This window comes from Archangium violaceum Cb vi76 (assembly GCF_000733295.1).
GTDB lineage: Bacteria > Myxococcota > Myxococcia > Myxococcales > Myxococcaceae > Archangium > Archangium violaceum.
The window spans coordinates 1-26,488 of the sequence record NZ_JPMI01000220.1 but is presented as its reverse complement, the minus strand read 5'-3'; the positions used below and the strand labels follow the sequence as shown (position 1 = coordinate 26,488).

Below are 26,488 nucleotides of genomic sequence, written 5' to 3'. Positions count from 1 at the left end.
TCGCCGTCGCCATCGGCGAAGCGCACTACAACGCCTTGCGCGAGAAGGTCGAGGCGGAGCTGTGCTTCACCACGGCGCTCCGTCCCGAAGTGGATGCCCGGGAGCTCTGGCGGCAGTGCGTCGGTCGCGGCGGGGAGGGGAGTGACGGGACGTCCGAGGCGCTGAAGGAGGCGGAGCAGGGCTTCCTGCGGATCGCCACGGAGCACGTCCCCCGGTTCCTGGACAGCGCGATGGCGCGCATCCCCTGGGACGACTACGACATCGTCGGCTTCACGACCGGGTACCACCAGCTCACGGCGAGCCTGGCCCTGGCCGAGCGCATCCGCGGGCGTTTTCCCGAGATGATCATCCTCTTCGGTGGCGCCGGGTGTGACGGTGTCATGGGGCCGGCGCTCCTTCGCCACTTCGACGTCATCGACGTCGTCGTCTCCGGAGAGGCCGATTCACTCATCGTCCCACTCGTCCAGGCGTTGAGGAAGCGCAGCCCCGTCGATCGGCTCCCTCGCGTCCACGCCAGGGCCAGCTCGCGCGTCGCCGTGAGCTCGTCCCCACAGCGCTCCGCCATGACCGGGGGCCCCCCTCCCTGGCCCTGGATGAGCTGCCGGTGCCCGACTACGAGGACTTCTTCTCGCAGCATGAGAACACCGGCCTCCAGGAGGAAACACGGCTCCCCTTCGAGTCCTCGCGCGGCTGCTGGTGGGGACAGAAGCACCTGTGCTCCTTCTGCGGGCTGAATGGAACCAACCTGAGCTACCGGACCAAGTCACCCGAGCGGGTCATCGCGGAGTTGCGGTCCCAATTCCTCCGGCATGGCGTCCGCCAGTTCTCCGCGGCGGACAACATCCTCGACATGGCCTACCTCAAGACCTTCCTGCCCGGCCTCAAGCGCTTGCACGAGGAACTGGGCATCGAGCTGTTCTACGAGACCAAGTCCAACCTTCGAGGAGACCAGGTACGGGCCCTGGCGGAAGCCGGCGTGACGGCGGTCCAGCCCGGCATCGAGAGCTTCAGCGATCACATTCTCAAGCGGATGGACAAGGGGACGACAGGGCTGAACCAGGTCCGCTTCCTGCGCGACTGCACGTCGAATGGTGTCGAGCCGCATTACGGCATCCTGTGGGGCAACCCGGGGGAGACGCGCGAGGACTACGAGCGGATGACCGCTCTCGTTCCGCTCATCCAGCACCTCCCGCCCCCGAAGTATGTCGTCCCGGTCGTGCTGCAGCGCTTCAGCCCCTATTTCCTCTCGCCCGGGAAGTACGGAATCCGCAACGTCCGGCCAGCGCCCATCTACGAGGCCATCTTCGCGGGGTGTCCCATCGACACCACGGACATCGCCTATTTCTTCCAATACGAGCACGACTTCGATCAGGATGCCGGACTTCGCCGCGCGATCAACGACTTCATCCAGGCCACGTACGAGTGGAAGAAGACCTATCGGCCCTTCTCCCTGCTCTCGTGCGTGATGGACGGCATCCTGTATGTGTGCGATGGGCGCAACGGAGCGCCGCGCATGCTTCGGCTGGCGGGTCCGGAAATGGCGGTCTTCCAATTCTGCGAGGTGCCCCGCCCGGAAGGCAGCCTGCGAGAGGCATTTCCCGACCTGCCGGAACCGCGGCTGCGGGCGCTCCTGGAGCACCTCGTCTCCCGCGGCCTCCTGCTCCACTGGGTGGATGAGCGGAGCGGCAAGTACGTCTCGCTCCCCATCCAGGTCTCCACCGAGGTCTTCTACGAGCACGGTTTGAAGCCCCTGCTCGAGCTGGACGACGAGGAGGCGCGCGAACTGGCCTGAGGCTTGTGCCGCTGAGGGTTGTGCTCGGGGCCACCGCTGGAGTAACCCTCCCGTCCATGGCCAGTCCGTCCACCGCCGCCCCCCCCGCGACGTCCAGCGCCCGCTTCCCCCCCCAGATTCCCTTCATCATCGGGAACGAGGCCTGCGAGCGCTTCAGCTTCTACGGGATGCGGAACATCCTCACGGTGTTCCTCATCGACTACCTGCTGCGCAACGCCGTGCCCGACGAGGGCGCCCGCTCCGCCCAGGCCAAGAGCCTGATGCACCTCTTCATGGCGGGCGTGTACTTCTGCCCCCTGCTCGGCGGCTACCTCGCCGACCGCTGGCTGGGGAAGTACAAGGTCATCCTCTCGCTGAGCCTCGTGTACTGCCTGGGCCACGCCTGTCTGGCCATCTTCGAGAACAACGCCACCGGCTTCTACGCCGGCCTCGTCCTCATCTCCCTGGGCAGCGGCGGCATCAAGCCGTGCGTGAGCGCCATGGTGGGTGATCAGTTCAACGAGTCCAACAAGCACCTGGTGAAGAAGGTCTTCGCCATCTTCTACTGGACCATCAACTTCGGGTCCTTCTTCGCCTCGCTGACCATCCCCCTCACGCTCAAGCACTTCGGCCCCGCGGTGGCCTTCGGCATCCCCGGCATCCTGATGTTCATCGCCACCGCCATCTTCTGGGCCGGCCGCCATCACTACGTGAGGGTGCCCCCCACCGGCCCCAACCCCCACTCCTTCCTCAAGGTGGTCGGCTCCGCGCTGCGCCACCGCGGGCAGGGCTCGCACTGGCTCGACGGCGCCGCGAAGGAGCACCCCGCCGAGGCCGTCGAGGGCGCCAAGGCCGTCCTCCGCATCAGCGCCCTCCTGCTGCCCACCATCCCCTTCTTCTGGATGCTCTTCGACCAGAAGGCCTCCACCTGGGTCATCCAGGCCCGCGCCATGGATCCGCAGGTCGGCCCCGTCACCTTCCAGCCCAGCCAGATGCAGTTCGTCAACCCCGCCCTGGTGATGATCCTCATCCCCTTCCTCGTGGGCGTGGTGTACCCCGCCTTCCAGCGCGGCGGCTGGGAGCTCACCCCCCTGCGCCGCATGCCCCTGGGCCTCGCCGTGGGCGCCCTCTCGTACGCCATCGCCGGCTACTACCAGGTGGTCATCGAGCGGGGCACCACGCTCAACATCGCCTGGCAGTTGCTGCCCTACGTCGTCCTCACGCTCTCGGAGATCCTCGTCTCCACCACCGGCCTCGAGTTCGCCTACACCCAGGCCCCGCGTGAGATGAAGGGCATCATGCAGAGCATCTGGCTCCTGACCTCCTCGCTCGCCAACATCGCCGTGGCCATCGCCGCCGCCCTCAACGTCTTCACCGGCTCCGGCCAGTTCTTCTTCTATGGCGGCCTCGCGCTGCTGGCCGCCGTGGGCATGGCCCTCATGGCCCGGAAGTTCGAGGTCCGCGATTACTACCAGGTGGATACCTCCGGCCCCGTTCCAGACCGCGCCCAGCCTCCTCTCGCGAGCGTGAGCAAGTAGCAGGCTCCGAGGTCCACGGGGGGAGGCGCTCGGGGCAACCCGGGGCCTCGATACCCTCACCCCGTCCCTCTCCCGAGGGGAGAGGGGAAATCAAAAAGCAAAGGGCCCCGGGGGTGTTCACCGGGGCCCTTCTCTTTGAGGCGGGAATTCCCTCACCCCTGCCCTCTCCCAGAGGGAGAGGGTGTTACGCCATCTTCGGCTGCGGCTCCGAGCCCGGCTGCTCCTCCGCCACCGGCTTCATCTCGTCCGCCCCGTGCATCATCCGCTTCAGGAACGGAGAGATGGCCAGCAGCACCACGCCCGCCACCGCCGTCGCCACCGTGATCGCCATGAAGAGGTCGAACTCGCCCAGCTTCTCCGCGTAGCCACCAATCAGACCCGCCAGGTAGTTGGCCACCGCGTTCGCGATGAACCACACCCCCATCAGCAGCGAGGCGAACCGCGCCGGCGCCAGCTTCGTCACCATCGACAGGCCCACCGGCGACAGGCACAGCTCGCCCGCCGTGTGGAAGAAGTAGGCCGCCACCACCCACATCAGCGCCGCCTTGCCGCCCGCCGCCTCGCTCTGCTTGGACGCACCCAGCATGAACACGAAGCCGAAGGAGAGCAGCAGCAGGCCCATCGCCATCTTCGCCGGAATCGACGGATCCTTGTTCTTCCGGCCCAGCCCCGTCCACATCTCCGCGAAGATCGGTCCCAGCAGCATGATGAACAGCGGGTTCACCGCCTGCATCCACGTCGTGGGCACCTCGAAGCCGAACACGTTCCGGTCCACCTTCGCGTCCGTGTAGAGGTTCATCAGACCACCCGCCTGCTCGAACGCCGCCCAGAAGAAGACGACGAAGAGCGCCAGCACCAGGATCACGATCACGCGATCCCACTCCTGCCGGGTCAGCGCCTGCGCCGGAGCCGCAACCGCGCTCGCCTTGCGCTCCACCGGCTTCGGCGCCAGGCCCACGTCGCCCAGCAGCTTCTTGCCAAAGGCCAGGAACACCAGCACGCCCAGGCCCATGCCCACGCCCGCCGAGCCGAAGCCATACATCCAGCCGAACTTCTCACCCAGCGTGCCGCACACCGCCGACGCCAGGAACGCGCCCACGTTGATGCCGATGTAGAAGATGGTGAAGGCACCATCCCGGCGCGGATCTCCCGGCGCGTACAGCCCGCCCACCATCGTGGAGATGTTCGGCTTGAAGAAGCCGTTGCCCACCACCAGCAGGCCCAGGCCCGTGAAGAAGAGCGTCTCGGAGTTTCCAGGCATCGCCAGCACGAACTGGCCCAGCATCATCAGGATGCCGCCCAGCGTCACCGACAGCCGCTGCCCCAGGTACCGGTCCGCGAGGTACCCGCCCAGCACCGGCGTGGCGTACACCAGGCCCGTGTACAGACCGTAGATCCGCAGCGCGTCGCCCTGGCTCCAGCCAAAGCCGCCCTTGTCGGTGGCGCCCACCATGTAGAGCACCAGCAGGGCGCGCATGCCGTAATAGCTCATGCGCTCCCACATCTCGGTGGTGAACAGCAGATAGAGGCCCTTGGGGTGACCCCGGGCCGGGGCGGCCGTGCTCTGTGCCATGCGATGGTTTCCTGCGGTAGGGGAGAAAAAGAAAAAAGGCTCCTGGTTGTACCAGAAGCCCGCCCTACCCGTAAGAACGGTGACGCTCGCCAGCCGGGCCTACGTGCGCCAGTGCGGCTGCACGGCCTTCCCCTCGGCCATCAGCGGCGGGAGGATCCGATCCGGATTGGCCTCCAGCGGCAGCCGCACCTCCACGCGCGTCCCCTTGCCCAGCTCGCTGAAGACGCGGATGCGCCCGCCCTGACGCAGGACGATGCGCTGGCAGAGCGCCAGCCCGAGGCCCGTCCCCTCGCCCGCGTCCCGGGTGGAGAAGAAGGGCTGGAAGAGCCGCTCCATGTGCTCGGGCTTGATGCCCACGCCGTTGTCGATGATGGACACCACCGCGTCCTCACCATCGCGCGCCGTGGCCACCTTCACGACCCCGTCCGGCCCGATGGCACGCACCGCGTTATCCAACAGGTTCACCCACACCTGGTTGAGCGAGCCCGGATCACCCCACACCGGCTCGGGCAACTGGTAGTCGCGCTCCACCTTCATGCCGGGCGGCAGCCGCCACGAGAGCGCCTGCACGCTGGCGTCCAGCGACGCGCCCAGGTCCACCGCCACCGCCTTGCTGCCGGTGCGCACGAAGGACAGCAGGCCCTCGGCCAGGCCGCGGATGCGCTGCCCGCACTCCTCGATGAGGTCCAACATCGCCACGGCCATGGCGGTGTCGGGGCTTCCGCTGGTGAGGCTCTCGCGCAGCGGCAGCAGCGCGTTCATCAGGCCGTTGAGGGGGTTGCGCACCTCGTGGGCGAAGCCCGAGGTGAGCAGGCCCGTGGCCGCCAGCCGCTCGTTCTCCGCCGCGCGCACCGCCGCGTCCCGCAGACGCAGCTGCGCCTCGATGCGCGCCAGCATCTCCCTCGGCGAGAAGGGCTTGCCCAGGTAGTCGTTGGCGCCCATGGACAGGCCCTCCACCTTGGCGTCCACCTCCTGGCGCGCGGTGAGCATGATGATGGGCATGTCCACCGTCTCCGGCGAGCCGCGCAGCGCCGCGAGCATCTGGATGCCCGACATCACCGGCATCATCACGTCCGAGACGATCAGATCCGGCCGCTCCTTCTGCGCCGCCTTCAGGCCCTCCTCGCCGTTGGTGGCCTCCAGCAGCCGGTAGTAGGGCTTGAGCACCTGGCGCAGGAAGGCGCGGATCTCCGGCTCGTCCTCCACGATGAGCACGCGCGGCGCATCCGGGCCCGCCACGGCGTCCGGCGAGGGCAGCGGCAACGCCTCCACCGCCGGCGTGTCGATGGCGCCAGGACCCTCCGGCTCCACCAGGGCCGCCATGTCCGCCGAGCGGCGCGTGGGCCGGAACGTCGGCTCCCCGTTGCCCGCGCGCAGATCCTCGCTCACGTGCGCGGAGCCCTTGGGCAGCCGCACGTGGAAGTTGGAGCCCTTGCCCAGCTCGCTGGACACCTCGATGCCGCCCTTGTGCAGCTCCAGCGTCTCCTTCACCAGCGCCAGACCGATGCCCGTGCCGCCAAAGCGCCGCGTGCCGCTCGAGTCCGCCTGGGCGAAACGGTCGAAGATGACCGAGAGATCCTGCGTGGCGATGCCCACGCCCGTGTCGATCACCTCCACGTGCACCCACTGCTCGTCCTCGCGCAGGCGCACCGTCACCGTGCCCTGCGTGGTGAACTTGAGGGCGTTGGAGATGAGGTTCTGGAAGACGTTCTCCAGGTGCGCCACGTCCACGTGCACCGCGGTGGTCACGTTCCCTTCCAGCTCGAGCACCACGCCCTTCCTGTCCGCCAGCACCTCGAAGGGCACCAGCAGCGAGGAGAGGAAGCCCTGGAGGTCCAACGGCTCGTAGCGCAGCTTCGTCTTGCCCGCCTCCAGCTTCGTCAAGTCCAGCAGGTTGTTGATGAGGCGCAGCAGGCGCGCGGCGCTGCGGTTCATCGTCTGCAGGTGCTGGCGCACCGGCGGGGCGAACTCCTCCGGGCCCCGCTGCAGCAGCGAGTCCAGCGTGAGGAGGATGAGCGTGAGGGGCGTGCGCAGCTCGTGGCTGACGTTGTCGAAGAACTCGCTCTTGAGCCGGTCCAGCTCCCGCTGCTTGGCGAGCGCCGCCTCCAGCCGCACGTTCGTCTCGGTCAGCTCGCGCGTGCGCGCGGCCACCCGGTCCTCCAGTGCGACGTTGATGCGGAACATCTCGTCGTAGCGCTGCTGGAGCTCCTCGAGCGAGCCCATCATTCCCTGGGCCTGCTCGTTGAGGGCATCGTCCTTGCGGCGCATCTCCCGGCGCAGGTCCACCCAGCTGCCCAGCGACACGCCGGCCAGCGACATGGACGTCACGGTGAAGGCGGGATGGCCCAGGCCCAGCATGCTGGCCCCCACCCCGCTCAGCGCGCCCAGCGCCAGCCCCGAGTAGCGGCCCCACATGGGCAGCGGATCCATCCACCGCAGGTGGTAGCGGCAGCAGTCCGCCCCCTGCACCTGGCACTGGCTCTCGCTCACGTCCGCGGGCGGCTGCCCCCAGATGGTGGGAAACGAGGCGAACTGGCCCATGCGCAGCTCGCAGATGTGCCGGCGCGTCTCGGGCACGGCACTGCGGTAGGAGAGCACCAGCCGCTCGCGCTCGAGCTTCTCGATCTCGAACCGGCCCACCCGGTTGTAGCTGGAGCTGTGCTCCACCGTCTTGCGGAAGCAGATCTCCAACGAGCCGAAGGCGCGGATCATGTAGTACACGAATCCGAGCGCCTCGGGGCTGGCGGCCATGGAGATGCCCGCCTTGCGCATGAACTGCGGATCCCCCGACTCCTTCACCAGCACGTCCGCCAGACGCTCCAGGAAGCCCAGGGAGATGAAGTTGGTGGGGGTCCGCAGGTAGGCGAGAGAGAGACTGAAGGGATTGTCCCGGAAGACCTCCGCGAGCCGGGTGGCGCCATACTGCCGCTCGAAGTGGAGCAGCAGCGTGGACGTGACCCGGACGCTCACCTCCGGAGCATTGTCCGGACGGGGCTCCAGCCCACTCTCGGCTACCGATGGGTTCAAGGTCTCGTTCCTTCTGTCACCAACAGAGGCGAGTACTTCAAAGCGTCCGGATCCGCCAGTAACTCCAGGTACTTCTGGCACATGGCCCGGTAGGCCTCCAGGCCACCGAGCACGGGCGCCACCACGGGCTCCAGCGTGGAGAAGCGCGTCTGCCAGTCCAGGATCATCTCCGGGTTCGCCGTGCCCGCGATGATGTAGTAGGGCAGCAGGTGCACACGCACATTGCCCAGCCCCATCTGCCGCATCTCGGTGAAGATCTTCCGGCCGACGTTGATGTCGAAGCCCGTGACGCGCAGCACCGCGTCGACGAAGCGGTGGCACCACTCGCGCAGCTCCTCGGGGAAGGGCCAGTTCTGCAGGCCGAACGCATCGAACTCGGAGATGACCACCCGGCCGCCCGGACGCGTGACGCGCATGAACTCCTGGAGCGCCAGGTGCCGGTCCGGCAGGTACTGCACGACGAACTGGCACCAGGTGAAGTCGAACGAGGCGTCCGGCAGGCCCGTGCGGCGCACGTCCCCATGCTGGAAGCGCATGTTCGAGCGGCGGCGGTTGATCTGCCGCGCCTCCGCCAGCCGCTCCTCGCTGAGGTCCACCCCGGTGACATGGCCGGTGGGCCCCACCAGCTCGGCGATCATCTCCGAGATGCCACCCGGACCACACCCGGCATCGAGCACCCGGTCTCCGGGCTTGAGTCCCGATAGCAGCAACGCGTCGCGGGCGTTGCCCGTTCTTTCCTGGACGAGAAGCCGGCGCGTCTCGTCCGTAGACTCCATCAGGTATCTCACTCCCCGGTCTCCTCGGTTGTCCATTCGAGATTAACAGCTCCCCCCAGCCGCTCGAAGACGGAGCGCCACAGCTCACAGCCACGGCGGATCATCGAGCGGTGGAAGATCCATTCGGAAAAGCGGCCCAGGTGCTCGAACCCCGCCTGCTGGAGGAGCTCGGTGTCCTCCTCGTCCACCAGGGCGATGGCGGAGGGACGGCCCCGCTCCTGGGACTGCTCGATGCAGCGCTGGATGAGCGCCTGGACGGCGGCGCGTGCCTGGGGATGGTTGCGGTTGGGAACGAGGAGGGAGAAGGAGTTGGTCTTCTCGATGAGGCACAACCCCGGGGTGCCCTCCTCGGAGAGGGCGATGGCCAGCGGCCCATACTCCCCGTCGACGACGAAGACGCGGCGGCTGCGGTGGAGCCCCTGCGCCCGGAAGCGCTCGCTCACCACGCGCAGATCCACCTCGTCCGTGAGCAGATCCTCGCACAAGACGCGGACCAGCTCCCCGCGGTCGCGCAGGTGCAGCTCGATCCACACGTAGTCGGTGCGCACGCCCTCGCGCACGCGCGGCAACCCCTCGGGCGCGACACGGGGCTCGGAACCCAGCGGCAGGCGCATGTAGCAGAAGTGCTGCAACATGCTCAGGCCCGGCGTCTCCATGGCGCGCGCCAACCAGCCCATGCGGCGGCTCGGCCACCGGTTGTCCTTGCGCCAGCAGTAGCGGATGAACTCGACGTCGTGCTGCACCTCGCCCAGCTCGACGACGAGGTTGCTCAGCTCGTAGGAGATCTGCTCGTTGCGGCGCACCCCGGGCCGCACGGCGAGCTGCTGGACCATCCACGTGCGGGAGTGGACGCGCAGGGCGGCGATCTGCCCCTGCAGGCCCTGCGGGTTGGAATAGACGAGGCAGCGGCCCAGGTCTCCCTTGGAGTACACCTTCCGGTGGGTGTCCTGGAGCAGCGCCAACGCCGCTTCATCGCCGAAGGGGTAGTCCGGATGGAAGCGGTAGCGGGCCTCCTCCATCAGGCGCCAGATCTCCTGGAAGGAAACATCGCTGCCATCGGCGATGGCCGCGCAGCGCGAGTGCATGAAGGCCCGGAGGATGGCGTCCCGGGCGTTCTGGGCGAGCCCCGAGAAGCGGGCCCCGGCGCGGAAGGGCCGCAAGCCCCCATCCTGCCGGCCATCCGAGGGGAGCGCGTGAATGGAGCGCACCTCGAGCTGGCACTGGGTGGAGGAGCCGTCCGGCAGCAGCAGCGTGGCGTCGAGCCGCGAGCCCGCGGGGATGATCTCGCTGGAGGCGTCGAAGGGGAAGGAGAGCCCGCCAACGCTCAAATCCAACGGGGCCCGGGTGGTGGGCTGGCCGGTGATGGGGGCCAGGAAGGAGACGAGGAAGCGGTTGTCGGGCTCCGGCTTGAAGCGCGGCAGGCTGCGCCAGTTGCGGATGACGAGCGCGCGCGGCACCCGCACCGTCAGCCTGCCGTCGGCGTCCTGGGCGAGGAGCTGGGCCACCCCCGAGTAGCTCTGCCCGCCCATCTCGAAGAAGAGGTCCACCTCGTCGCCGCTGGAGCACTCCAGCATGCCGGCGGAGCGGCAGCGCAGCACGGCCACCCCGTCCAGCAGCTCCACGACGGGCTCCTCCAGGCGCAGTTGCACGGAGGAGTCGTTGGCGCGCTGCATCCAGAGCACGGCCTCGCGCCGCAACCCCTTGCGCAACGTGGCCACCACCTCGGACTGCTCCTCCATGGTCACGCCGGGCACCGGCGGAGGGGGGTGCATGGCCGTGGCCCAGGAGATGCCCAGGCGCAGGTGGGTGCCGAGCTCGTCCGTCGCGGGCTGCGCCCGCTGCACGTGCGCCCAGGTGGTCTTGAAGAGCAACCGCCCCTCGCGCTCGATGCGCACCGACTCGAGCGTGGTGCCCGGGGGGAAGCCGGCGGCGGGCACGTCCTCCGGCAGCAGCAGCGTGGCCCCGAAGTTGCCGATCTCCACGCACCGGGCCGAGTAGCTCTGCTCGTTGCACTCGAAGGCCACCGGATACAGGGCGGACGGCACCGCGGCGAAGGCGGAGCCCTGGTGCTGCAACAGGTGCGAGATGGTGCGGCCCAGCTCCGGGCCGGACAGCGCGTCATCGAGCACGCTGAAGACGTGGCCCTCGGCGGCGCTCTGCATCAGCTCCGCCAGGCCGGCGGGATCGGACTTGGAACAGATGAAGACGCGCAGCGCGTCAGGGGCCGCGTTGGCCACCTGGCGCAGGAAATGCCGGGCATCGTCCGGAGGGGCGATGATGAGGGCCGGCGCCGCATCCGCCATCTTGAAGGCCGCCTCCACCTTCGACTCCACCGCCACCACCCGGTACGAGGGAAGAGCCGAGGCCAGCGCGGCCCGCCTGCCTGCATTCGGATGTACCACCAGGACGTCTCGAATCGGGACACTCATGGACCCCTCCTCAGCAGGCAGGCTCAACCGTACCCGGCGCAAGTCGAACGCTCTTCCGGGTGCGGACCACGTGCCCGTGCCGCCCCTCCCCCTACCGCTCGTGCCACGAGAAAGCCTCTTCCAACGTCCAGCATCCAGGACACCAGGTGATCGGGCTTCATCCGCAGCCAATGCGGTCCCGGGAATATCTTAGCGGTTCCTGGGATGGTTGGCGTCAAGTGTCCATGGGGGATCGCTCCGGGCGGTGCCGTCCTGTGAACCAGGAGGTCGCTCGCCTGGCCGGACGTCACCGGAGCCGCCATGAGGCGCTCCCGGGGTATTCGTCCTTTGCCCCCATCCGGACCCCCGGTTAAATGAACCGGAAGGGAGACGCGATGGGCGCCGAAGTGGACTACGAGCGGGAAATCCAGGAACTGAAGCGGAACCTCAACGCCGTCATCCTCGCGCACTACTACCAGGAGAGCGAGATCCAGGATGTGGCGGATTTCGTCGGGGACAGCCTGGCGCTGGCCCAGGCGGCGGCGAAGACGAAGGCGGACGTCATCGTCTTCTGCGGCGTCCACTTCATGGCCGAGACGGCGAAGATCCTCAATCCCGGAAAGCTGGTGCTGCTGCCGGACCTGAAGGCCGGCTGCTCGTTGTCCGACCGCTGCCCCCCGGCGGCCTTCCGGGCCTTCAAGGAGAAGCACCCGGACCACTTCGTGGTGAGCTACGTCAACAGCTCCGCCGCCGTGAAGGCCATGAGCGACGTCATCTGTACGTCCTCCAACGCGGTGAAGATCGTCAACCAGGTGCCCAAGGATAGGCGCATCCTCTTCGCCCCGGACCAGCACCTGGGCCGCTACGTGATGAAGCAGACCGGCCGGGACATGGTCCTGTGGCCGGGCAGCTGCATCGTCCACGAGATCTTCAGCGAGAAGCGGCTGGTGCAGCTCAAGGTCCAGCACCCCGAAGCCGAGGTGGTGGCGCACCCCGAGTGCGAGGAGGCCGTGCTGCGGCACGCCGACTACATCGGCTCGACCAAGGGCCTGCTGGACCACGTCCTCAAGAGCCCCAAGCGCGAGTTCATCGTGGTGACCGAGGCCGGCATCCTCCACCAGATGAAGCGCGGCGCCCCGGAGAAGACCTTCATCCCCGCGCCCCCGGACAATGGTTGCTCCTGCAACGAATGCCCCTATATGCGGCTGAACACGATGGAGAAGCTCTACCGGTGCATGAAGGACAAGACGCCGGAGTTGACGCTGCCGGCGGACCTGCAGGCCGCGGCACTGGCACCGCTGCAGCGGATGCTCGAATGGTCACAGTGAGGGTTTGACGCGCCGCGCCGTCTGTCGCGGGCGTGGCAATTTCGGCATCGCCCCGTATTCGTGCCTTGCACCGGACGCGGCGCGGTGCGATCTGAGGCCCGTGGGTTTCCGATTCGTCGCCATCCCTGGCCACCGCTTGGTGGCGCATCCCCAGTCCCTGCCCTCGGACGAGCGGCTCGAGCCGGAGCTTCCGCCACTGCACGAGGCGGTGGAGCGAGCCTTCGCGAGCGCCGAGTTCCGGGACGTGAAGGCGAAGGACCGCCTGCGCGCCCTGCTCAAGGGGGACAAGCCTCCCAGCCTGGGCAGCCCCGGGTCGGGCTTCGGTCCGTCCGCCGTGTTCGCCCAGCCGCCGCAGGATCTGCCCGCGCTGCTGCGGCTGGCGGATGAGCTGGAGTCGCTGGCCCGGCGCGACGCGGGCGAGCGGGCACTCGTGTGGAAGTGCACCGAGTGCAACGCGCGCTACGCCGTGCCCGTGGCGCTGGCCCGCTCCGTCTCCATCCGCTGCGAGCGCTGCGGCCACCCGGTGGAGCTCAACCCCGGGCGCAGCCTGGGCGAGGAGTCCCTCATCGACCCGTTCCTCGGCGCGGTGAACAGCGCCCGGCACGAGCTGGCCGGTTTCTTCCGCGAGGCCATGGCCCGCGGCTGGCCCATCCTCGTCTCCACCGAGGAGATCAGCGGCTGAATCGCACCCTCTTCCAGTTGCTGCGCTGCCCCCGATGCCGGCGCGGCAAGCTGACGCCGGACCAGGACACTCCCCAGCTCGTCTTCGGGCCCCTGCACTGTCCCGAGTGCCAGGCGAGCTTCCCGGTGACCGAGGGCGTGGCGGACCTGGCACACCAACCGGCTTCCTCGGCGCTGGCCCAGCGCGGCATGGAGCAGCGGCTCATCGCCCGCTCCTACGAGCGCTACGTGCGCCCCGCCCTGCAGCGCGCCCTCGCGGCGCCGCCCCTGGATAGGGACAGCGAGTACCTGCTGTACCGCTCGCTGCTGGGCCATCCGGAGGCGCCCGTGTTGGACCTGGGCACGGGAACCGGACTCTTCGCCCGGCGCCTGGCGCGCGAGCCGGACCTGCCCGCCGTGGTGGGAATGGATCTGTCCCGGGCGATGCTCGAGGAGGCCGTGGCCCAGGGCCGCGAGGCCGGCATCCACGTGGACTTCCTCCGCGCCGAGGCGCCCTACCTGCCCTTCCAGGATGACTCGCTGGGAGCGGTGCTGCTGTCCCACTCGCTGCACTTCATCTCCGACGTGGGCCGGTTGCTGCTGGAGGTGGCGCGGGTGCTGCGTCCGGGCGGCCGCTTCGTGGCCAGCACCTGGTTGCCCCCGGGCAGGGCCTCCACCTTCGTCCAGCGCCGCGCCGGCCTCCACCCTCGCGAGGAGGACGAGCTCCGCGACGCCCTGTCCGCCGTGGGACTCGCGGGCTTCGCGCGGCTGCGGCTGCCTCCCCTGCTCGTGGTGAAGGCCGAGAAGCCCGTCAGATGAAGACGCCCGCCGAGGCGTCCAGGCGCACCTCGCGGACTTCCCGCGTGCCCCCGGCCTCCAGCGCCGGCACCACATCCTGACGGGGCTTCTTGCACTTGGGGCACTCGCACGAGCCCTTCTTGCACGTGCAGTCCGCCGCGCTCGAGCACCGGCACTTCGCGGCGTGCAGCTCGTCCGCCTTGTCCTTCTTCGCCGCGTCCTGCTTCACCGCGGCCGCCGTCTCCTGCTCGCCGGGCTCCACCGGCGCGGGCACGGGCACGGCCCTGGCGCGGTGACCCTCGCACGCCTCCGCCTGTCCCGCCGTGAGCAGCACGCCGCCCACCACCACCGCCGCCAGCGTCATCCCGATGTGCTTCATCTTCACGGTCCTCCCGGGTGACAGACCCGAATCCCTCCAGGCTATATCCCACCGGTTTCCCCCTGTCCAAACCCGGGGGAACGCGCCCCACACCCGTCTCCAGCAGGGCCGCCCCGCGAGCAGGCTCCTCGGGCCGCGCGGAGTGCTCGCGACACGCGGAGGCGCCACGTACAGTCCGGCCCACCCGTGTCCGCGCGAACCGATCGCCTCGTCTACACCGCCGCCCTCGTGCTGGGCGCCCTGCCCCTGTGGGTGTCCTCGCATCTGCCCATGGTGGACCTGCCGCAGCACCTCCACCTCATCTCCGTCCTCCACCGGCTGGACGACCCCACCACCCTCTACCCCCAGCTCTTCGCCGCGCGGCACGAGCTCACGCCCTACCTCGGCTACTACTACGCCGTCAGCCTCCTCAACTGGCTGCTCCCGCTCGACCTGGCCAACCGCCTCTTCCTCTCCGCCTACGTGGTGGGCCTGCCCCTGTCGCTCGCCTTCCTGCTGCGCGGACTCGGGCGCCCCCCGTGGCCCTCGCTGCTCGCCCTGCCGCTCGCCTATGGCGACAACTTCGGCTGGGGCTTCATCAACTACCTCGCCGCGCTGCCACTCGCCCTGCTCTGCTGCGGCTTCTTCGTCCACGCCCTCACCCGCGCGGGCCAGCGCCCCCTCTGGGCCTCCGGGCTCGCCGCGAGCCTCGTCGCCGTCCTCCTCTTCCACGTGCAGGCCTTCGCCTTCCTCGGGCTCGCCCTGCCCTGGTTGCTCCTCACCACGCCCGTCCCCGAGGACGCCGGCGCCCGCGGTTTCCAGGCCCGGCTGCGGCCCCGGCTTCCCGCGCTCCTCGGCGTGACGCCCGGTGTCGTGCTCTTCCTGTCGTGGGTGGTGCTGCGCCTGGGCCAGCCCTCCGAGGTGCAGACGGGAGCGCCCTGGAAGGCCTGGGGCCCCATGCTGTCGCCGCGGAACCTCGCCTGGAAGAGCTTCACGCAGAACCGCGCCGAGCTCCTCGAGGTGCTCGCCAACCTGCTCCGGGATGGTTCGGATCGCCTGCCGCTGTACGCCGTGGGCGTCGTGGCCGCGTGCGCCCTCGTGCTCGGCGTGGTGCGCGGTGACTCCAGCGGCGAGGGCCCCGTGGCCCGCTGGCGCCTGCCAGGGCTCGTGCTGATCGCGCTCGGCTTCTACTTCCTGCTCCCCTTCGACATCCGTGGCTACATCTACTACCTGAACACCCGTTACGCGCAGCTCGCCGCCGTGCTCGCCGTGGCGAGCCTCCCCGTGACGCAACCCGCGCTCCGCCGCCCGCTGCTCTGGGCCAGCGCCGCCTGCGCCCTGGTGCTGGCGCTCGTGCTGGGCCAGGGCTTCCGCGCCTTCTCCCGCGAGGCCGCCGAGTGGGATGTGCTCGCGGAGGCCACCGCGCCCAGGCCCCGTGTGATGGGGCTCATCTTCGACAGCGGCTCGCGCGTGGTGCGCCACCCCGTCTTCCTCCACGGCGCCGCCGAGCTGGCCCGCGCGCGCGGCGGCAGCACCAACTTCAGCTTCGCCCTCACCCCCCACTCCCCCCTGCGCTACCGCGGCACGCCTCCTCCCACCTTCCCCTCCGAGTGGCGGCCCCAGGACTTCGACTACGCCACCCAGGGCCCCGCGTACGACCACTTCCTCGTGCGCGGCGTCCACCCCTCGCGCATCTTCGGCGAGCGGCTCCGTCAGGAGCTCGCCGTGGCCGCCGAGTCGGGCAACAGCTGGCTGGTGCGCCGCCGCTGAACGCTCGGGCCAGGCAAGTGTGGGCCAGTGGTCGTCACCCGGCACGCCCGGCCCCCGCCCACCTCACCGCGCCGCGGACGGTGCCTTACCTGTCCGTGCATGCCCACCAAGAGCCCTCTGGCCGATCCGCGTCCGCTGCTGGACGCTCTGCGCGCCGGCACGCCGGTGCCCGGCCTCCCCTCCGACGCGGTGGAGCGCGCCCGCTCGTTCGCGGCCGAGCCCGCCTCCGCCCCGCCCGCCGACGTCGAGGCCCTCCCCGAGCCCCTCGCGCTCGCCCTGCTCGAGGGCTCCGTGCTCGCCGGTCAGCCCGCACTCGCCGAGGCGCTCGCGGCCTCTGGAAACAAGGGGCTCGCCAAGGCGGCCCGCAAGGCGCTCTACCGGCTGCGCTCCCGTGGCATCGACGTCGCTGAAGCGCCCCGCCCCTCCACCTCCGACGCCTCACACCCCGGGGTGGCGGCGGGCCCGGAGCCGCTGCCCGCGCTCCTCACCAGCATCGACGGCACCGGGGAGCGCGTGCTGGAGATCGCCCGTCCCCTGCGCGGTGGGGGTGTGGAGGCCACCCAGTTCCTCTCCTCGGACGAGCAGGGCGTGCTGCGCCTCCAGGTGACGGAGCTCAGCCGCGGCGACTACCGGCGCGTGGTGAAGCAGGCGACCCGCCCCGGGGACGACGCCGCCGTGGAGCTCTCCCACGCCGAGGCCCTGGAGCGCCTCGGCGCCGCCGCGGGGCTCAACCTGCGCACGCACACCCCCTTCCCCCAGGGGCTCGACACGGTGCTGCGGCACCTGGGCGTGCAGGCGCGGGACGTGCCCCTGGAGATTCCTCCGCCGGAGCCGGAGGACGAGCGGCTCGCCTACGAGGGCCACAAGCTCCACGAGGAGCCGGAGATGCGTGGCTGGCTGCCCCCCGTGGCCGAGCTGGAGCGGCTGGCCCGCACGGTGGACGAGCTCGAGGCGAGCCCACTCGCGCTCACCATGGCCCAGCGCAACGAGGAGATCATCCAGGCGGCCCATACCCAGGCCCATGCCTTCTTCGCCACCCCGGCCATGCGACGGCTCTACTCGGGCCGGCTGTGGGAGATGGCGCTCCACTTCGAGCGCATCGGCAAGGAGCAAGCGGCCCGCCTCGCCCGCGCCGAGGCCCGCAGGCTCGCGCATGGCGTCACCGAACCGCCCTCGCGCTACGCCGAGCGCCTCTTCGAGAAGGCCCTGCTCGTCACCATGGCGCAGCGCGCCGCGCCGGAGGCGAGAGACCCCGCCGAGGTCCGGGCGAGGGCCCGTGCCGCCGAGCAGCAGCGGGCCCCGTCAGCCGACACGGAGCGGCGCAGCCCCGGTGGCATCATCCTCCCCTGAGCCTCCCCTGTGACTCCGGGGAGGCCCCGCTCACGCCGACACCCGCGCCCGCAGCAACAGATCCAGGTTCTCCATCTCCCAGGCCTGGGCGCGCGAGTAGTCGTGGAAGCGCTTCTCGTGCTCGAGGAACTCGGGCGGGTGGATGCAGCGCCGCCCGTCCTCGCCCCGGCGCGTCCGGTACACGTGGTGCAGCATCTCGTGGAAGACGATCCACTCCACGAAGTAGCGCGGCACCACCGGCTGATCCAACGCCGGGTGGATGCGGATGACGCGCGAGTCCGCCGAGTAGGAGCCCATCTTGATGCTCTTGCGCGGCCGGGTGACGCGCGGCGCCGGCCCGAAGGTGATGGCCGCGTCGATGCGGCCCCGGAAGTAGCGCTCGTTGAGCCGCTCGAAGATGCGGCCCAAGTCGTGGTGCTGCCCCACCGGCTCCATGCGCAGGCGCTTGCGCATCTGCGCCGGAGACACGCGGCGGATGTAGGCCTTGTTGCGCTCGATGAACTTGTCGAGCAGCACGCTCGCTTCCGCGTCGCCGGTGCGCACGTAGCCCGCCAGCGCGTGGATGACCTCGTCCGGCGCCGCCAGGAACATGTGGTGCAGCCTCAGCCGCCACAGCGCCCGGTGTCGCTGGAACGTGAGCATCGTGTGTGTGTTGTCGTGGACCTCCACCGCCACCGGGGCCCGCAGCCGCGTGCGCAGCCGCCGCTCCAGCACTCGCCGCCATACCTTCAGCAGTCGGTTGGGCTCGGGTGCAAGGGACTGCTGCTCACGGGCGATCCGCCCCGCCGGCGAGCTTCGCTTCTTCGCCAGGTTCTTCTTCTTCGCGCGCGCCATAGACGGGCCGGATTCTAAAGACCCGTCTGACACGTGTAAACGAGATGAGCGGAGCAAATCCCCTGGAATTCCAACGGCTTATATCCACTCCCGCGTACCCTCGCCCACTTGTCCGCTGGAGGGGGAGCCCACCGCATATGTCCCCCCCGAGGACCCTTACCGTCGGGTCTTCTGGGGGCTGCAATCCCGCTTGCTCAGGCTGAAGACGACCGGCTTGTCCGAATCCCCGGGAACCTCGAATTCCTTGCTCTTCCAAGGACCTCGATTCGCGCACTTATAGGTGACCTCGATGGTTCCGGGAGGCAGGGGCAGGACGCCATTGGGACGCACGGTTCTCTCCGCCACCCGCATCACCGTCCGTGCGGGTGCCTTGAACTGTACGCGAACCTCTGCGGGGGACTCGGGGGTCGGAGTCTCGGCGGGCTCCTCGGTCGGCGTCCCACCCGCCGCCAACGCGGAGGGCTCCGGAGTCTCGCTCCCCTGTTCGGTGCCGGAGGTAGTTGAACCTGCTCCCGTGGAAGTCCCGGTCGCACCCAGGTCGGCCGCGGTGGCGCCCGTGCCCGTGCCCGTCTCGGGAGTGGCGGAAGTGGCGCCCGTCCCCGTGCCCGTCCCGGTGGCGGCGGAGTCAGCGGTGTCCGAAGCGGTTCCGGTCCCGGTGGAGGGGGCGGCCCCGGTCTCCGGAGGAACCTCATCCCGGGTGGAGGTGACGGGCCTGCGCGGCGCGGGCGCGGGCTCTGGCTTGGACCCCGTCAGGAACAACCACGCGATTCCACCCGCGCTCACCACGAGCAGGGTCACCAGCGCGGCCACCACCAGGCGCAGGCCGCGCTGCTTGCCGGCGGGCTTGGGACGGGAGGTCTCGGACTGGGTGACGAAGCTGTGATCGTACCCGGCGGTGGACTCGGCATCGTCGTCGTCGTCGTCCTGGACCCGGACGGGGCGGCGCACGGGGGGGCTCGGCAGATCATGCGTCTGCGAGAGCTCGTCGGCGAGGGAGTCGGGCTGGGAGTCGTCGTCGTCGTACGCGCCCCCGCGCTCATTCACCGTGGAGGACGTGACGGAGACGGAGCTGGCGCCCTCGTCCTCGTCGGGCACGGGCGGAGCGCGGCGGCGATCCAACGCGGCCACGGAGCCGGAGACGGCGGGCTTGCGCACGGGCGTGGGACGCCGGGCCGCGGAGGCGGGCGTGCGCGCTGGCCGATCCTGCAACGTGGACTCGCCCGTGACGGCGCGCGGCGTCCCGGGAAGGGAGGAGGTGCGTCCGGGCACCGTGCCCAGGGCGGTGGGCTCGTCGTCGTCGTCCTCGTCACCCAGGGCCACGGCGGCGAGCATGTCGCGCGGGCGGGCCATCTCCGTGGCGAGCTCGGCCTCGTTGGGATCCACCGCCGAGGGCACGTTCTGCGCGCTGGGCCGGCGCGTGGGGCGCGCGGCGAGGCCCGCGGCGTGCTGCACCGAGGAGTCCTTGCGCCCGCCCGGCTTGGGGATGGGGACGTGGAGCATGGTGCGCTCCTCCTCCTCCCCGAGCAGCCGCGCGATGTAGGCCGCCACGTCGTCGCTCTGCCGCAGCAGCCCCGACTCGAGCAGCTCCTCCAGGTCCGCCTGCACCTGCGCCGCCCGCTGGTAGCGCTGGTTGCGGTCCTTCACCAGGCACTTCATCACGATGCGCGACAGCTCCTCCGGGTAGTCGTCGCGGATGAGGTGCGGCGGGGACGGATTCTCGAAGCGGATGGCGTAGAGGATGCCCTCCGTCGTGGGCCGCGCGTAGGGCGAGCGCCCGGTGGTGATTTCATAGAGCATCACCCCCAGCGCGAAGATGTCCGAGCGGTGATCCAACCGCTCCTGCATCACCTGCTCGGGCGAGAGGTAGAGGAACTTGCCCTTGATGACGCCCGGCTTGCTGCGCTCGGCGAGGGCCTCGGCCTTGGCGATGCCGAAGTCCACCAGCTTCACCGCGCCGTTGTACGTCACCATCACGTTCTGCGGGCTCACGTCCCGGTGGATGAGCCCCAGGGGACGTCCATCCACGCCCTTGGAGTTGTGGGCGTACTCGAGCCCCGAGGCCACCTGGGCGCAGATGCGCGCGGCCACCGCGTACGGCACCGAGGCGGTGAACTTCGCCTCCTCCGCGAGGATGCGCCGGAGGTCCACGCCCTCCAGGTACTCCATGGCGATGAAGATGCTCTCGCCAATCTTCCCCAGCCCGAAGAGCTGGACGATGTTGGGGTGATGCAGCTGCGCGGCGATGCGCGCCTCGTCCAGGAACATCTGGACGAACTCCGGCTCCTCCGACAGGTACGGGAGGATCCTTTTGATTACCAACAGCTCGGGACTGGGGGGCTCCTGCGCGAGGAAGAGCTCCGCCATTCCCCCCATCGCGAGCCGCTTGATGAGGAGGTACTTGCCAAAGGGGGTGGCGGTCTGTGGCGCGTTCTCGGGAATGGGAGCCCCCAGGAGTCGTCGACGTGAAACGCTGAGCTTGTTTCCGAGCTTACCCGCAATCCCCACCTCCGTGGTGGGGCGCGAACCGGATGTGGGATAGCAGACCTGACGCCCGTTCGGCTACCCGCCCGAGCCCGCACTCCCCGCGTCCCACCCACTCCCCAGGTCCCAGCCGCAACTCCAGGGATGGAGGACATGGGTGAACCGGTTGCCGGGCCCACCGTCCGGCGATTCCGTCCCGGGCACCCGGCCCCCCTCGGGGTCCGGCACACACGTCCCGCCAGGGCCCTCGTCCTCGCAAGGCACATGGGTGTAGGTATCCCACACCCCCCGGAGGCCCAGGGGGAAGAGAACCCCGGTGCCCCCATCCGCGAGGAGGAGGGGCAGCCCCTCGCACCCTCCCGGGCCGCCGTCCGGAGCGCCGGCTCCGGAGAGGTACCGGGTACTCACCAGGATTCCGCCCGAGACCTCGAAGCCGGAGGAGAAGCGGAAGGCCGGGGGCGAGGGGTGGGTCACGACGAGAGGCCCGGGCACGAACACCCGCGTGCCGAGGAGCTCCGGATTGGGACGGGCGGCCCCGCCCTCCGCGTCGCCGAAGCCCGGGAACACGAAGTTGTCGGCGGGCACCACGGACCTGCCGAGCAGCCGGAGCTCCACCCGGGCGAGGCCCGTCCGGTAGCCATGGAACTGTTCGAAAGCGGACTCCCTCTGGATCGAGCCCATGAGGTCCACGCGCTGCCCCACCTGGGGAACGAAGTCCACGGGCGGGTCCGTCCAGTCCTTGTGGACCCAGAGCCCCTGGGTGGGACGCGCGGGATCCACCACCCAGAACCAGGCCCGCACCTGCTCCTGAGTCCCCTCGGTGCGGCGCTCCACGCGGTCGAGCGTGTGGATGACGACGCGCTCGAGGAGGACCCGCGTCTGGCTGTCGGTGTCGGAGAGCGCGCGGGCCTCGGAAATGGTCATCACCACGGGAGCGGACTCCGTGCCCGCGTCGGCCTGGGAGCCACCATCGGCCGGGGAGCCCGCATCCCACGGGAAACCTCCGTCCTCGCTGCACACGCCGGTGCAGCCGGGCGTGCCGCCCGCGCCCCACCTGAATGGGTTCGGCCCCTCTCCGCAGCCGGGAACCAACACCGCCGCGGCCGCGACCAGGGCCGCCGCGCCGAAGTTCTTGCGCAGGGGAATCATGGTGGCGTCTCCTGTGGATGGGCCCGCGCGGGAGTTCCAGGAATCCCGCGCTTCCGGCCTCTTCTGCCGGCCTTATAGCGGCGGGCCATGAACCCCGGCAAGGAACCATGCCCCGCCCGGAGACTCCCTCCCATGCCGCCCCCCAGACACCCCTACTTCCGTGGCCTCACCCCCACCCTGCACATCTCCCACCGGGGAGGCTCGCTGCTGGCGCCGGAGAACACCCTGCCCGCCTTCCGCATGGCGGTGGAGCGCTACCACACGCAGATGCTGGAGACGGACGTCCACCTCACCCGCGACGGCGAGCTGGTGGTGTTCCACGACGACACCCTGGAGCGGTGCACCAACGGCGAGGGCCCCCTCGCGGCGCACACGCTGGCCGAGCTGCGGCGGCTGGACGCGGGCTACCACTTCACCCCGGACGGGGGCCGCACCTTCCCCTTCCGGGGCCAGGGCGTGCAGCTGTCCACCCTGCGCGAGCTGCTGCGCGCCTTCCGGGGCCTGCGCATCAACATCGAGGTGAAGCCGGACGTGCCGGGCATCGAGGACGTCTTCTTCCAGGTGCTGCGCGAGGAAGGCGCGCTGGAACATGTCTGTATCGGCAGCGAGCAGGACGCGGTGGGCGAGCGGCTGGCGCGGGTGATGCCGGACGCCTGCCACTTCTACCCGCGTGAGGCGCTGACGGCCTTCGTGCTCTCGGTGCGGGCGGGCGAGCAGCCACCGGACGAGCGGCGCTACACGGTGCTGGACATGCCCCTCTACTTCGGAGACGTCCGCCTGGTGGACGAGGCCCTGCTGCGCGCGGTGGACGCGCACGAGAAGTGGTGCAACGTGTGGACGGTGGATGACCCGGAGGAGATGCGCCGGCTCGTGGCCGAGGGCATCGGGGGTATCATGACGGACAGACCGGACCTTCTGCGCCGAGTCTTGGACGAGCAGCCAAAGCCGCGTTAAGCCCATGGCCCGTATGCCCCGCTCCCCCACGCGCAAGCGCGCTCCGAAGGCCGCGACAGCCCCCAACACCGTCCTGCCCCAGGCCGCGCCCGAGGATTCATCGCCCGAGTCCCCTCCCGAGGCCCCGGCGCGCAACACGGTGCGCCGCGTGCGTGCGCCGCGCGCCAAGCGCTTCGTGGCGCTGGCCGGCAACATCGGCGCGGGCAAGACGACGGCCGCGAAGATCATCAGCCAGACCTTCGGCTTCGAGCTCTTCGACGAGCCCGTCATCGACAACCGCTTCCTCAAGGACTACTACGCCAACATGGGGCGGTGGTCCTTCACCCTGCAGCTGGAGTTCCTCATCCGGCGCGTCGAGCACCACGAGCTCATCCACTCGGTGAAGAAGAGCTGCGTGCAGGACCGCACGCTGTACGAGGATCCGGAAATCTTCGCCAAGTACCTGCACGGGCTGGGGCACATGACGAACGCGGAGCTGGACCTGTACTTCGAGTACTTCCAGCGGCTGACGCGCAACATCGTGCACCCGGACCGGATCATCTGCTTCGACGTGCCCACGGTGGACGTGCTGCTGGGACGCATCCGCCAGCGGGGCCGCGAGGAGGAGAAGGGCATCCAGAAGGGCTTCCTGCGCGGGCTCAACGGGTACTACGCCACGTTCCCCATGGTGCTGCAGAACAAGTACGGCGTGGACTGCCTGGTGCTGGACGTGACGAACCAGGACATCCGCACCGGCCGGGGACGCGAGGAGTTCCTCGACCGGGTCTCCACCTTCCTCGCCTGAGGTTTCCGCCGTGTCCGAGCCGTCCGAGCTCCCCGCCAAGAGCGCCCGCGAGTCCGAAGTGGTGATGACGCAGATGATCCTCCCCTCGGACGCCAACGCGGTGAACAGCGCGTTCGGCGGCAAGGTGATGGAGTGGATCGACATCTGCTGCGCCGTGGCCGCCCAGCGCCACTGCCGGCAGGTGGTGGTCACCGCCTCCATGGATGACCTGCACTTCCACGCCCCCATCAAGGTGGGCTGGACGGTGACGCTGCACTCGCGAGTCATCGCCACGTTCCGCACGTCGATGGAGGTGGGCGTGACGGTGACGGCGGAGAATCCGCTCACCGGCGAGAAGCACATGGCCACGAGCGCCCTGCTCACCTTCGTGGCCGTCTCGGCCACCGGGCAGCGGATTGCGGTGCCGCCACTCGAGCTGGAGACGGACGCGGAGCGCGCGGCCTTCCGCGAGGCCGAGGAGCGGCGCAAGGAGCGGCTCGCGCGCAAGCAGACGAGCCTCGCCTGGCAGAAGGTCATCCGGCCCGGCGCCGGGGGCTGAAACACACTGGAACAAGACAGGAACGAAACAGCTCCCGCGAACCCCGTGCCTCTCCCAAAGCACGGGGCCCGCGGGCCCTTCGGACGACCGTTACGCTCCGCTGACGCGAAGGGGTCAACACTCCTCGAGCACCGGTGGTCCGCCGAACACCGCGACCGGGGATGCGCCTGTCGACCGAGGGTGCCTCCGGTATACCCGCCACCTCTGACATGCCCCCGGCCCTCCGCCCCTCCGTGGGGCCGCCCTCCACCTCGCTCCCGTCGTCGCCCTGAAGCACCGGAGGCGTCCGGAAGCAGGCGGGTGCATGTGGACGAGCGCTCGGGCGTTGGCCTCTCGTCAGGTGGGTCCCCGGAGCTGTTCAGAACCGGCTCCAGGTCCACGACTCCAGTGCGGTTGACTCCCCGGTCTGTTACGCAGCGGGGTGTGATGGAAGGAGAAGTGCCACTGGAGTCGCGACACCGGGCGGACACGACGGGTGAGTCGCGTCTGGGCGGCGGGAGGAACAACTCCTCGCTGATGAGCCATGGCTTCGCCCTCCTGGTGACGGCCGCGGCCCTGCTGGTCCAGTTCACGCTGTACCCCTACGTCAGGGCCACGCCGTTCCTCCTCTTCTTCGGCGCGGTGATTCTCTCGGCGTGGAACGGCGGGTGGGGGCCTGGCCTCTTGAGCGCTGGCCTCTCCGCCCTGGCGGCCAGCTACTTCTTCCTGCTCCCACGGTTCGCGTTCTCCGTGCGCCCGGAGGACCTGCTGTCGATCTCCCTCTTCCTCGCCATCTCCACCCTCATCATCCGGCTGAACGTGCACACGCGGACCGCCCAGGCCGATGCCGAGGCCCAGCGCGAACGGCTCCACACCCTCTTCATGCGGGCTCCGGCCATCATCGCCATCCACCGCGGACCCGAGCACGTCTTCGAGTTCAGCAACCCCGTCCATGCGCAGCTGCTCGGCGGCCGGGAGCTGCTGGGCAGGAGCGTGAGGCAGGCCCAGCCCGAGCTGGAGGGCCAGGGCTTCTTCGAGCTGCTGGACCGGGTGTACCAGACGGGAGAGCCCGTCTACGGCAAGGAGGCCCTCGCCCACGTGGGCGACCCCTCTCATCCGCGCACCGGCTACTTCAACTTCGTCTACCAGCCCATGCCCGGGCGGGACGGAAGGCCGGACGGGGTGATGGTCTTCGGCTTCGAGGTGACCGAGCAGGTGCTGGCACGGCGCGGCCTCGAGCGCACCGAGCGGCGCCTCGCGACCATCACCCACAACGCCACGCTGGGTCTCTTCATGATGGACGACCGGCAACACTGCGTCTTCATGAACCCCGCGGCCGAGCAGCTCACCGGCTTCACCCTGGAGGAGCTGCGGGGCAGACCGCTCCATGACTGCATCCACCACACCCGGCCGGATGGGACGCCCTACCCCCTCTCGGAGTGCCCCATCGACCGGGCGCTGGCGACCCGGAGCCAGGAGCGGGGACACGACGTCTTCGTCCACAAGGATGGCGGCTTCTACCCCGTCGCCTTCACCGCGAGCCCCATCCTCGAGGGGGACGGGGCAACGGGGCTCGTCATCGAGCTGAGGGACACCACCGAGGACCAGCGCACGCAGGCCGAGCGCGAGCGCCTCCTGGTCGAGCTTCAAGATGCGGTGCGCCTCCGCGACGAGTTCCTCTCCGTCGCCAGCCATGAGCTGAAGACGCCGCTGACCCCGCTGAGCCTCCGGCTCCAGGGACTCGAGCGGAGCATCCGGGCCGAGCCGGGCTCCCCCCTGGCGGTGCGCCTGGGCAAGGAGGTGGAGATGATGCGCCGGCAGGTGAAGCGCCTGTCGGACCTGGTGAACGGGTTCCTGGATGTGTCGCGCATCACCACCGGCCGCATGAAGCTGCTGCTCGAGGAGGTGGACCTCACGGAGGTGACACGCGAGGTCCTGGCCCGCTTCCAACCCGAGGCGCAACACGCCAGGTGCGCGCTCGTCCTCGACACGGAGGGGCCGGTGTCCGGCCAGTGGGACCGGCTCCGGCTGGAGCAGGTGCTGACGAACCTGCTGTCCAATGCCCTCAAGTACGGAGCCGGCAAGCCCGTCCACCTCCACGTCGAACAGCGCGAGGACCGGGCCCGGCTCGTGGTCCGGGACGAGGGCATCGGCATCCACCCCGAGGCCATGGGGCGCATCTTCAACCGCTTCGAGCGCGGCGTGTCGGAGCGGCACTACGGCGGGCTCGGCCTGGGCCTGTACGTGACGCGGCAGATCATCTCCGCGATGGGCGGCACGGTGACGGCCGAGAGCACGCCCGCCCAGGGCGCCACCTTCACCGTGGAACTGCCCCTCCAGGCCGTTCCGCGGCCATGAAAAAAGGTGAGGGGCGCTCGGTGGAGCGGCTTCCCTCACCCCGACCCTCTCCCA

The 26,488-nt window shown here is 69.7% G+C and carries 19 protein-coding genes; 11 read left to right on the top strand and 8 right to left on the bottom strand.

Translation table 11 applies throughout. The features are described from left to right. Positions 1 to 604: 604 nt before the first annotated feature. On the top strand, positions 605 to 1,792 hold the full coding sequence (locus tag Q664_RS28930; protein ID WP_043402993.1) for a RiPP maturation radical SAM C-methyltransferase: 1,188 nt from the start codon (positions 605 to 607) through the stop codon (positions 1,790 to 1,792). A 56-nt stretch (positions 1,793 to 1,848) separates the two neighbouring features. Then, positions 1,849 to 3,309: a POT family MFS transporter gene (locus tag Q664_RS28925; protein ID WP_043402991.1), complete on the top strand. Its 1,461-nt coding sequence runs from the start codon at positions 1,849 to 1,851 to the stop codon at positions 3,307 to 3,309. Between the two features lie 184 nt (positions 3,310 to 3,493). Here the strand turns inward: Q664_RS28925 and Q664_RS28920 are convergent, their stop codons facing one another. The 4 genes from Q664_RS28920 to Q664_RS28905 all read right to left on the bottom strand — a co-directional run bounded on the left by Q664_RS28920 (position 3,494) and on the right by Q664_RS28905 (position 11,114). Then, entirely contained in the window at positions 3,494 to 4,882 is a 1,389-nt protein-coding gene (locus Q664_RS28920) for a peptide MFS transporter (RefSeq protein ID WP_043402989.1), read from the bottom strand. Between the two features lie 99 nt (positions 4,883 to 4,981). Continuing rightward, complete coding sequence (locus Q664_RS28915; RefSeq protein ID WP_152622398.1) at positions 4,982 to 7,909, bottom strand: ATP-binding protein; 2,928 nt, start codon at positions 7,907 to 7,909, stop codon at positions 4,982 to 4,984. Further along, entirely contained in the window at positions 7,906 to 8,697 is a 792-nt protein-coding gene (locus Q664_RS28910; protein ID WP_235216923.1) for a class I SAM-dependent methyltransferase, read from the bottom strand. Before Q664_RS28910 ends, Q664_RS28915 begins: the two co-directional genes overlap by 4 nt. Next, entirely contained in the window at positions 8,694 to 11,114 is a 2,421-nt protein-coding gene (locus tag Q664_RS28905) for a PilZ domain-containing protein (RefSeq protein WP_052518806.1), read from the bottom strand. Before Q664_RS28905 ends, Q664_RS28910 begins: the two co-directional genes overlap by 4 nt. A 374-nt stretch (positions 11,115 to 11,488) precedes the next feature. Between Q664_RS28905 and nadA the strand changes: the two genes are divergently transcribed. From nadA to Q664_RS28890, 3 genes are all read left to right on the top strand, one after another. Next, a complete protein-coding gene (gene nadA / locus Q664_RS28900; protein WP_043402983.1) occupies positions 11,489 to 12,421 on the top strand; it encodes a quinolinate synthase NadA in 933 nt (310 codons plus the stop codon). A gap of 100 nt (positions 12,422 to 12,521) precedes the next feature. Further along, a complete protein-coding gene (locus Q664_RS28895) occupies positions 12,522 to 13,103 on the top strand; it encodes a zinc ribbon domain-containing protein (RefSeq protein ID WP_043402981.1) in 582 nt (193 codons plus the stop codon). A gap of 17 nt (positions 13,104 to 13,120) precedes the next feature. After that, entirely contained in the window at positions 13,121 to 13,900 is a 780-nt protein-coding gene (locus Q664_RS28890) for a class I SAM-dependent methyltransferase (RefSeq protein WP_235216922.1), read from the top strand. Here Q664_RS28890 and Q664_RS28885 read toward each other — a convergent pair. After that, a complete protein-coding gene (locus tag Q664_RS28885; RefSeq protein WP_043402978.1) occupies positions 13,893 to 14,258 on the bottom strand; it encodes a hypothetical protein in 366 nt (121 codons plus the stop codon). The genes Q664_RS28890 and Q664_RS28885 overlap by 8 nt on opposite strands. A gap of 186 nt (positions 14,259 to 14,444) precedes the next feature. Between Q664_RS28885 and Q664_RS28880 the strand changes: the two genes are divergently transcribed. Then, positions 14,445 to 16,007, top strand: coding sequence for a hypothetical protein (locus Q664_RS28880; RefSeq protein ID WP_043402975.1), 1,563 nt, complete (start codon positions 14,445 to 14,447; stop codon positions 16,005 to 16,007). 99 nt (positions 16,008 to 16,106) lie between these two features. Further along, positions 16,107 to 17,357: a hypothetical protein gene (locus tag Q664_RS28875; RefSeq protein WP_043402973.1), complete on the top strand. Its 1,251-nt coding sequence runs from the start codon at positions 16,107 to 16,109 to the stop codon at positions 17,355 to 17,357. A 30-nt stretch (positions 17,358 to 17,387) separates the two neighbouring features. Here the strand turns inward: Q664_RS28875 and Q664_RS28870 are convergent, their stop codons facing one another. The 3 genes from Q664_RS28870 to Q664_RS28860 all read right to left on the bottom strand — a co-directional run bounded on the left by Q664_RS28870 (position 17,388) and on the right by Q664_RS28860 (position 21,821). Continuing rightward, the gene (locus Q664_RS28870; protein WP_235216921.1) at positions 17,388 to 18,191 is read right to left on the bottom strand and encodes a hypothetical protein; all 804 of its coding nucleotides are present in this window, start codon (positions 18,189 to 18,191) and stop codon (positions 17,388 to 17,390) included. A gap of 156 nt (positions 18,192 to 18,347) precedes the next feature. Continuing rightward, positions 18,348 to 20,555 carry a serine/threonine-protein kinase gene (locus Q664_RS60185; protein ID WP_052518805.1) on the bottom strand — a complete coding sequence of 736 codons (2,208 nt, stop codon included), beginning with the start codon at positions 20,553 to 20,555 and terminating at the stop codon, positions 18,348 to 18,350. Between the two features lie 195 nt (positions 20,556 to 20,750). Beyond that, positions 20,751 to 21,821 carry a hypothetical protein gene (locus Q664_RS28860; protein ID WP_043402971.1) on the bottom strand — a complete coding sequence of 357 codons (1,071 nt, stop codon included), beginning with the start codon at positions 21,819 to 21,821 and terminating at the stop codon, positions 20,751 to 20,753. Between the two features lie 132 nt (positions 21,822 to 21,953). Here Q664_RS28860 and Q664_RS28855 point away from each other — a divergent pair, with 132 nt between their 5' ends. From Q664_RS28855 to Q664_RS28840, 4 genes are all read left to right on the top strand, one after another. After that, positions 21,954 to 22,775 carry a glycerophosphodiester phosphodiesterase family protein gene (locus tag Q664_RS28855; protein ID WP_043402968.1) on the top strand — a complete coding sequence of 274 codons (822 nt, stop codon included), beginning with the start codon at positions 21,954 to 21,956 and terminating at the stop codon, positions 22,773 to 22,775. A 13-nt stretch (positions 22,776 to 22,788) separates the two neighbouring features. Next, the gene (locus Q664_RS28850; protein WP_043402967.1) at positions 22,789 to 23,559 is read left to right on the top strand and encodes a deoxynucleoside kinase; all 771 of its coding nucleotides are present in this window, start codon (positions 22,789 to 22,791) and stop codon (positions 23,557 to 23,559) included. A gap of 64 nt (positions 23,560 to 23,623) precedes the next feature. Further along, the gene (locus Q664_RS28845) at positions 23,624 to 24,097 is read left to right on the top strand and encodes an acyl-CoA thioesterase (protein ID WP_052518829.1); all 474 of its coding nucleotides are present in this window, start codon (positions 23,624 to 23,626) and stop codon (positions 24,095 to 24,097) included. Between the two features lie 438 nt (positions 24,098 to 24,535). After that, positions 24,536 to 26,434, top strand: a complete 1,899-nt coding sequence (locus Q664_RS28840) for a sensor histidine kinase (protein WP_052518804.1) — start codon at positions 24,536 to 24,538, stop codon at positions 26,432 to 26,434. Positions 26,435 to 26,488 lie beyond the last annotated feature (54 nt).

What these genes read in the sequence shown, in the direction of transcription:
- Q664_RS28925 (WP_043402991.1), top strand. Translation starts at nt 1,849, where the DNA reads ATGGCCAGTCCGTCCACCGCCGCCCCCCCCGCGACGTCCAGCGCCCGC.
- Q664_RS28920 (WP_043402989.1), bottom strand. Translation starts at nt 4,882, where the DNA reads ATGGCACAGAGCACGGCCGCCCCGGCCCGGGGTCACCCCAAGGGCCTC.
- Q664_RS28905 (WP_052518806.1), bottom strand. Translation starts at nt 11,114, where the DNA reads ATGAGTGTCCCGATTCGAGACGTCCTGGTGGTACATCCGAATGCAGGC.
- nadA (WP_043402983.1), top strand. Translation starts at nt 11,489, where the DNA reads ATGGGCGCCGAAGTGGACTACGAGCGGGAAATCCAGGAACTGAAGCGG.
- Q664_RS28885 (WP_043402978.1), bottom strand. Translation starts at nt 14,258, where the DNA reads ATGAAGCACATCGGGATGACGCTGGCGGCGGTGGTGGTGGGCGGCGTG.
- Q664_RS28875 (WP_043402973.1), top strand. Translation starts at nt 16,107, where the DNA reads ATGCCCACCAAGAGCCCTCTGGCCGATCCGCGTCCGCTGCTGGACGCT.
- Q664_RS28870 (WP_235216921.1), bottom strand. Translation starts at nt 18,191, where the DNA reads ATGGCGCGCGCGAAGAAGAAGAACCTGGCGAAGAAGCGAAGCTCGCCG.
- Q664_RS60185 (WP_052518805.1), bottom strand. Translation starts at nt 20,555, where the DNA reads ATGGCGGAGCTCTTCCTCGCGCAGGAGCCCCCCAGTCCCGAGCTGTTG.
- Q664_RS28860 (WP_043402971.1), bottom strand. Translation starts at nt 21,821, where the DNA reads ATGATTCCCCTGCGCAAGAACTTCGGCGCGGCGGCCCTGGTCGCGGCC.
- Q664_RS28855 (WP_043402968.1), top strand. Translation starts at nt 21,954, where the DNA reads ATGCCGCCCCCCAGACACCCCTACTTCCGTGGCCTCACCCCCACCCTG.
- Q664_RS28850 (WP_043402967.1), top strand. Translation starts at nt 22,789, where the DNA reads ATGCCCCGCTCCCCCACGCGCAAGCGCGCTCCGAAGGCCGCGACAGCC.
- Q664_RS28845 (WP_052518829.1), top strand. Translation starts at nt 23,624, where the DNA reads ATGACGCAGATGATCCTCCCCTCGGACGCCAACGCGGTGAACAGCGCG.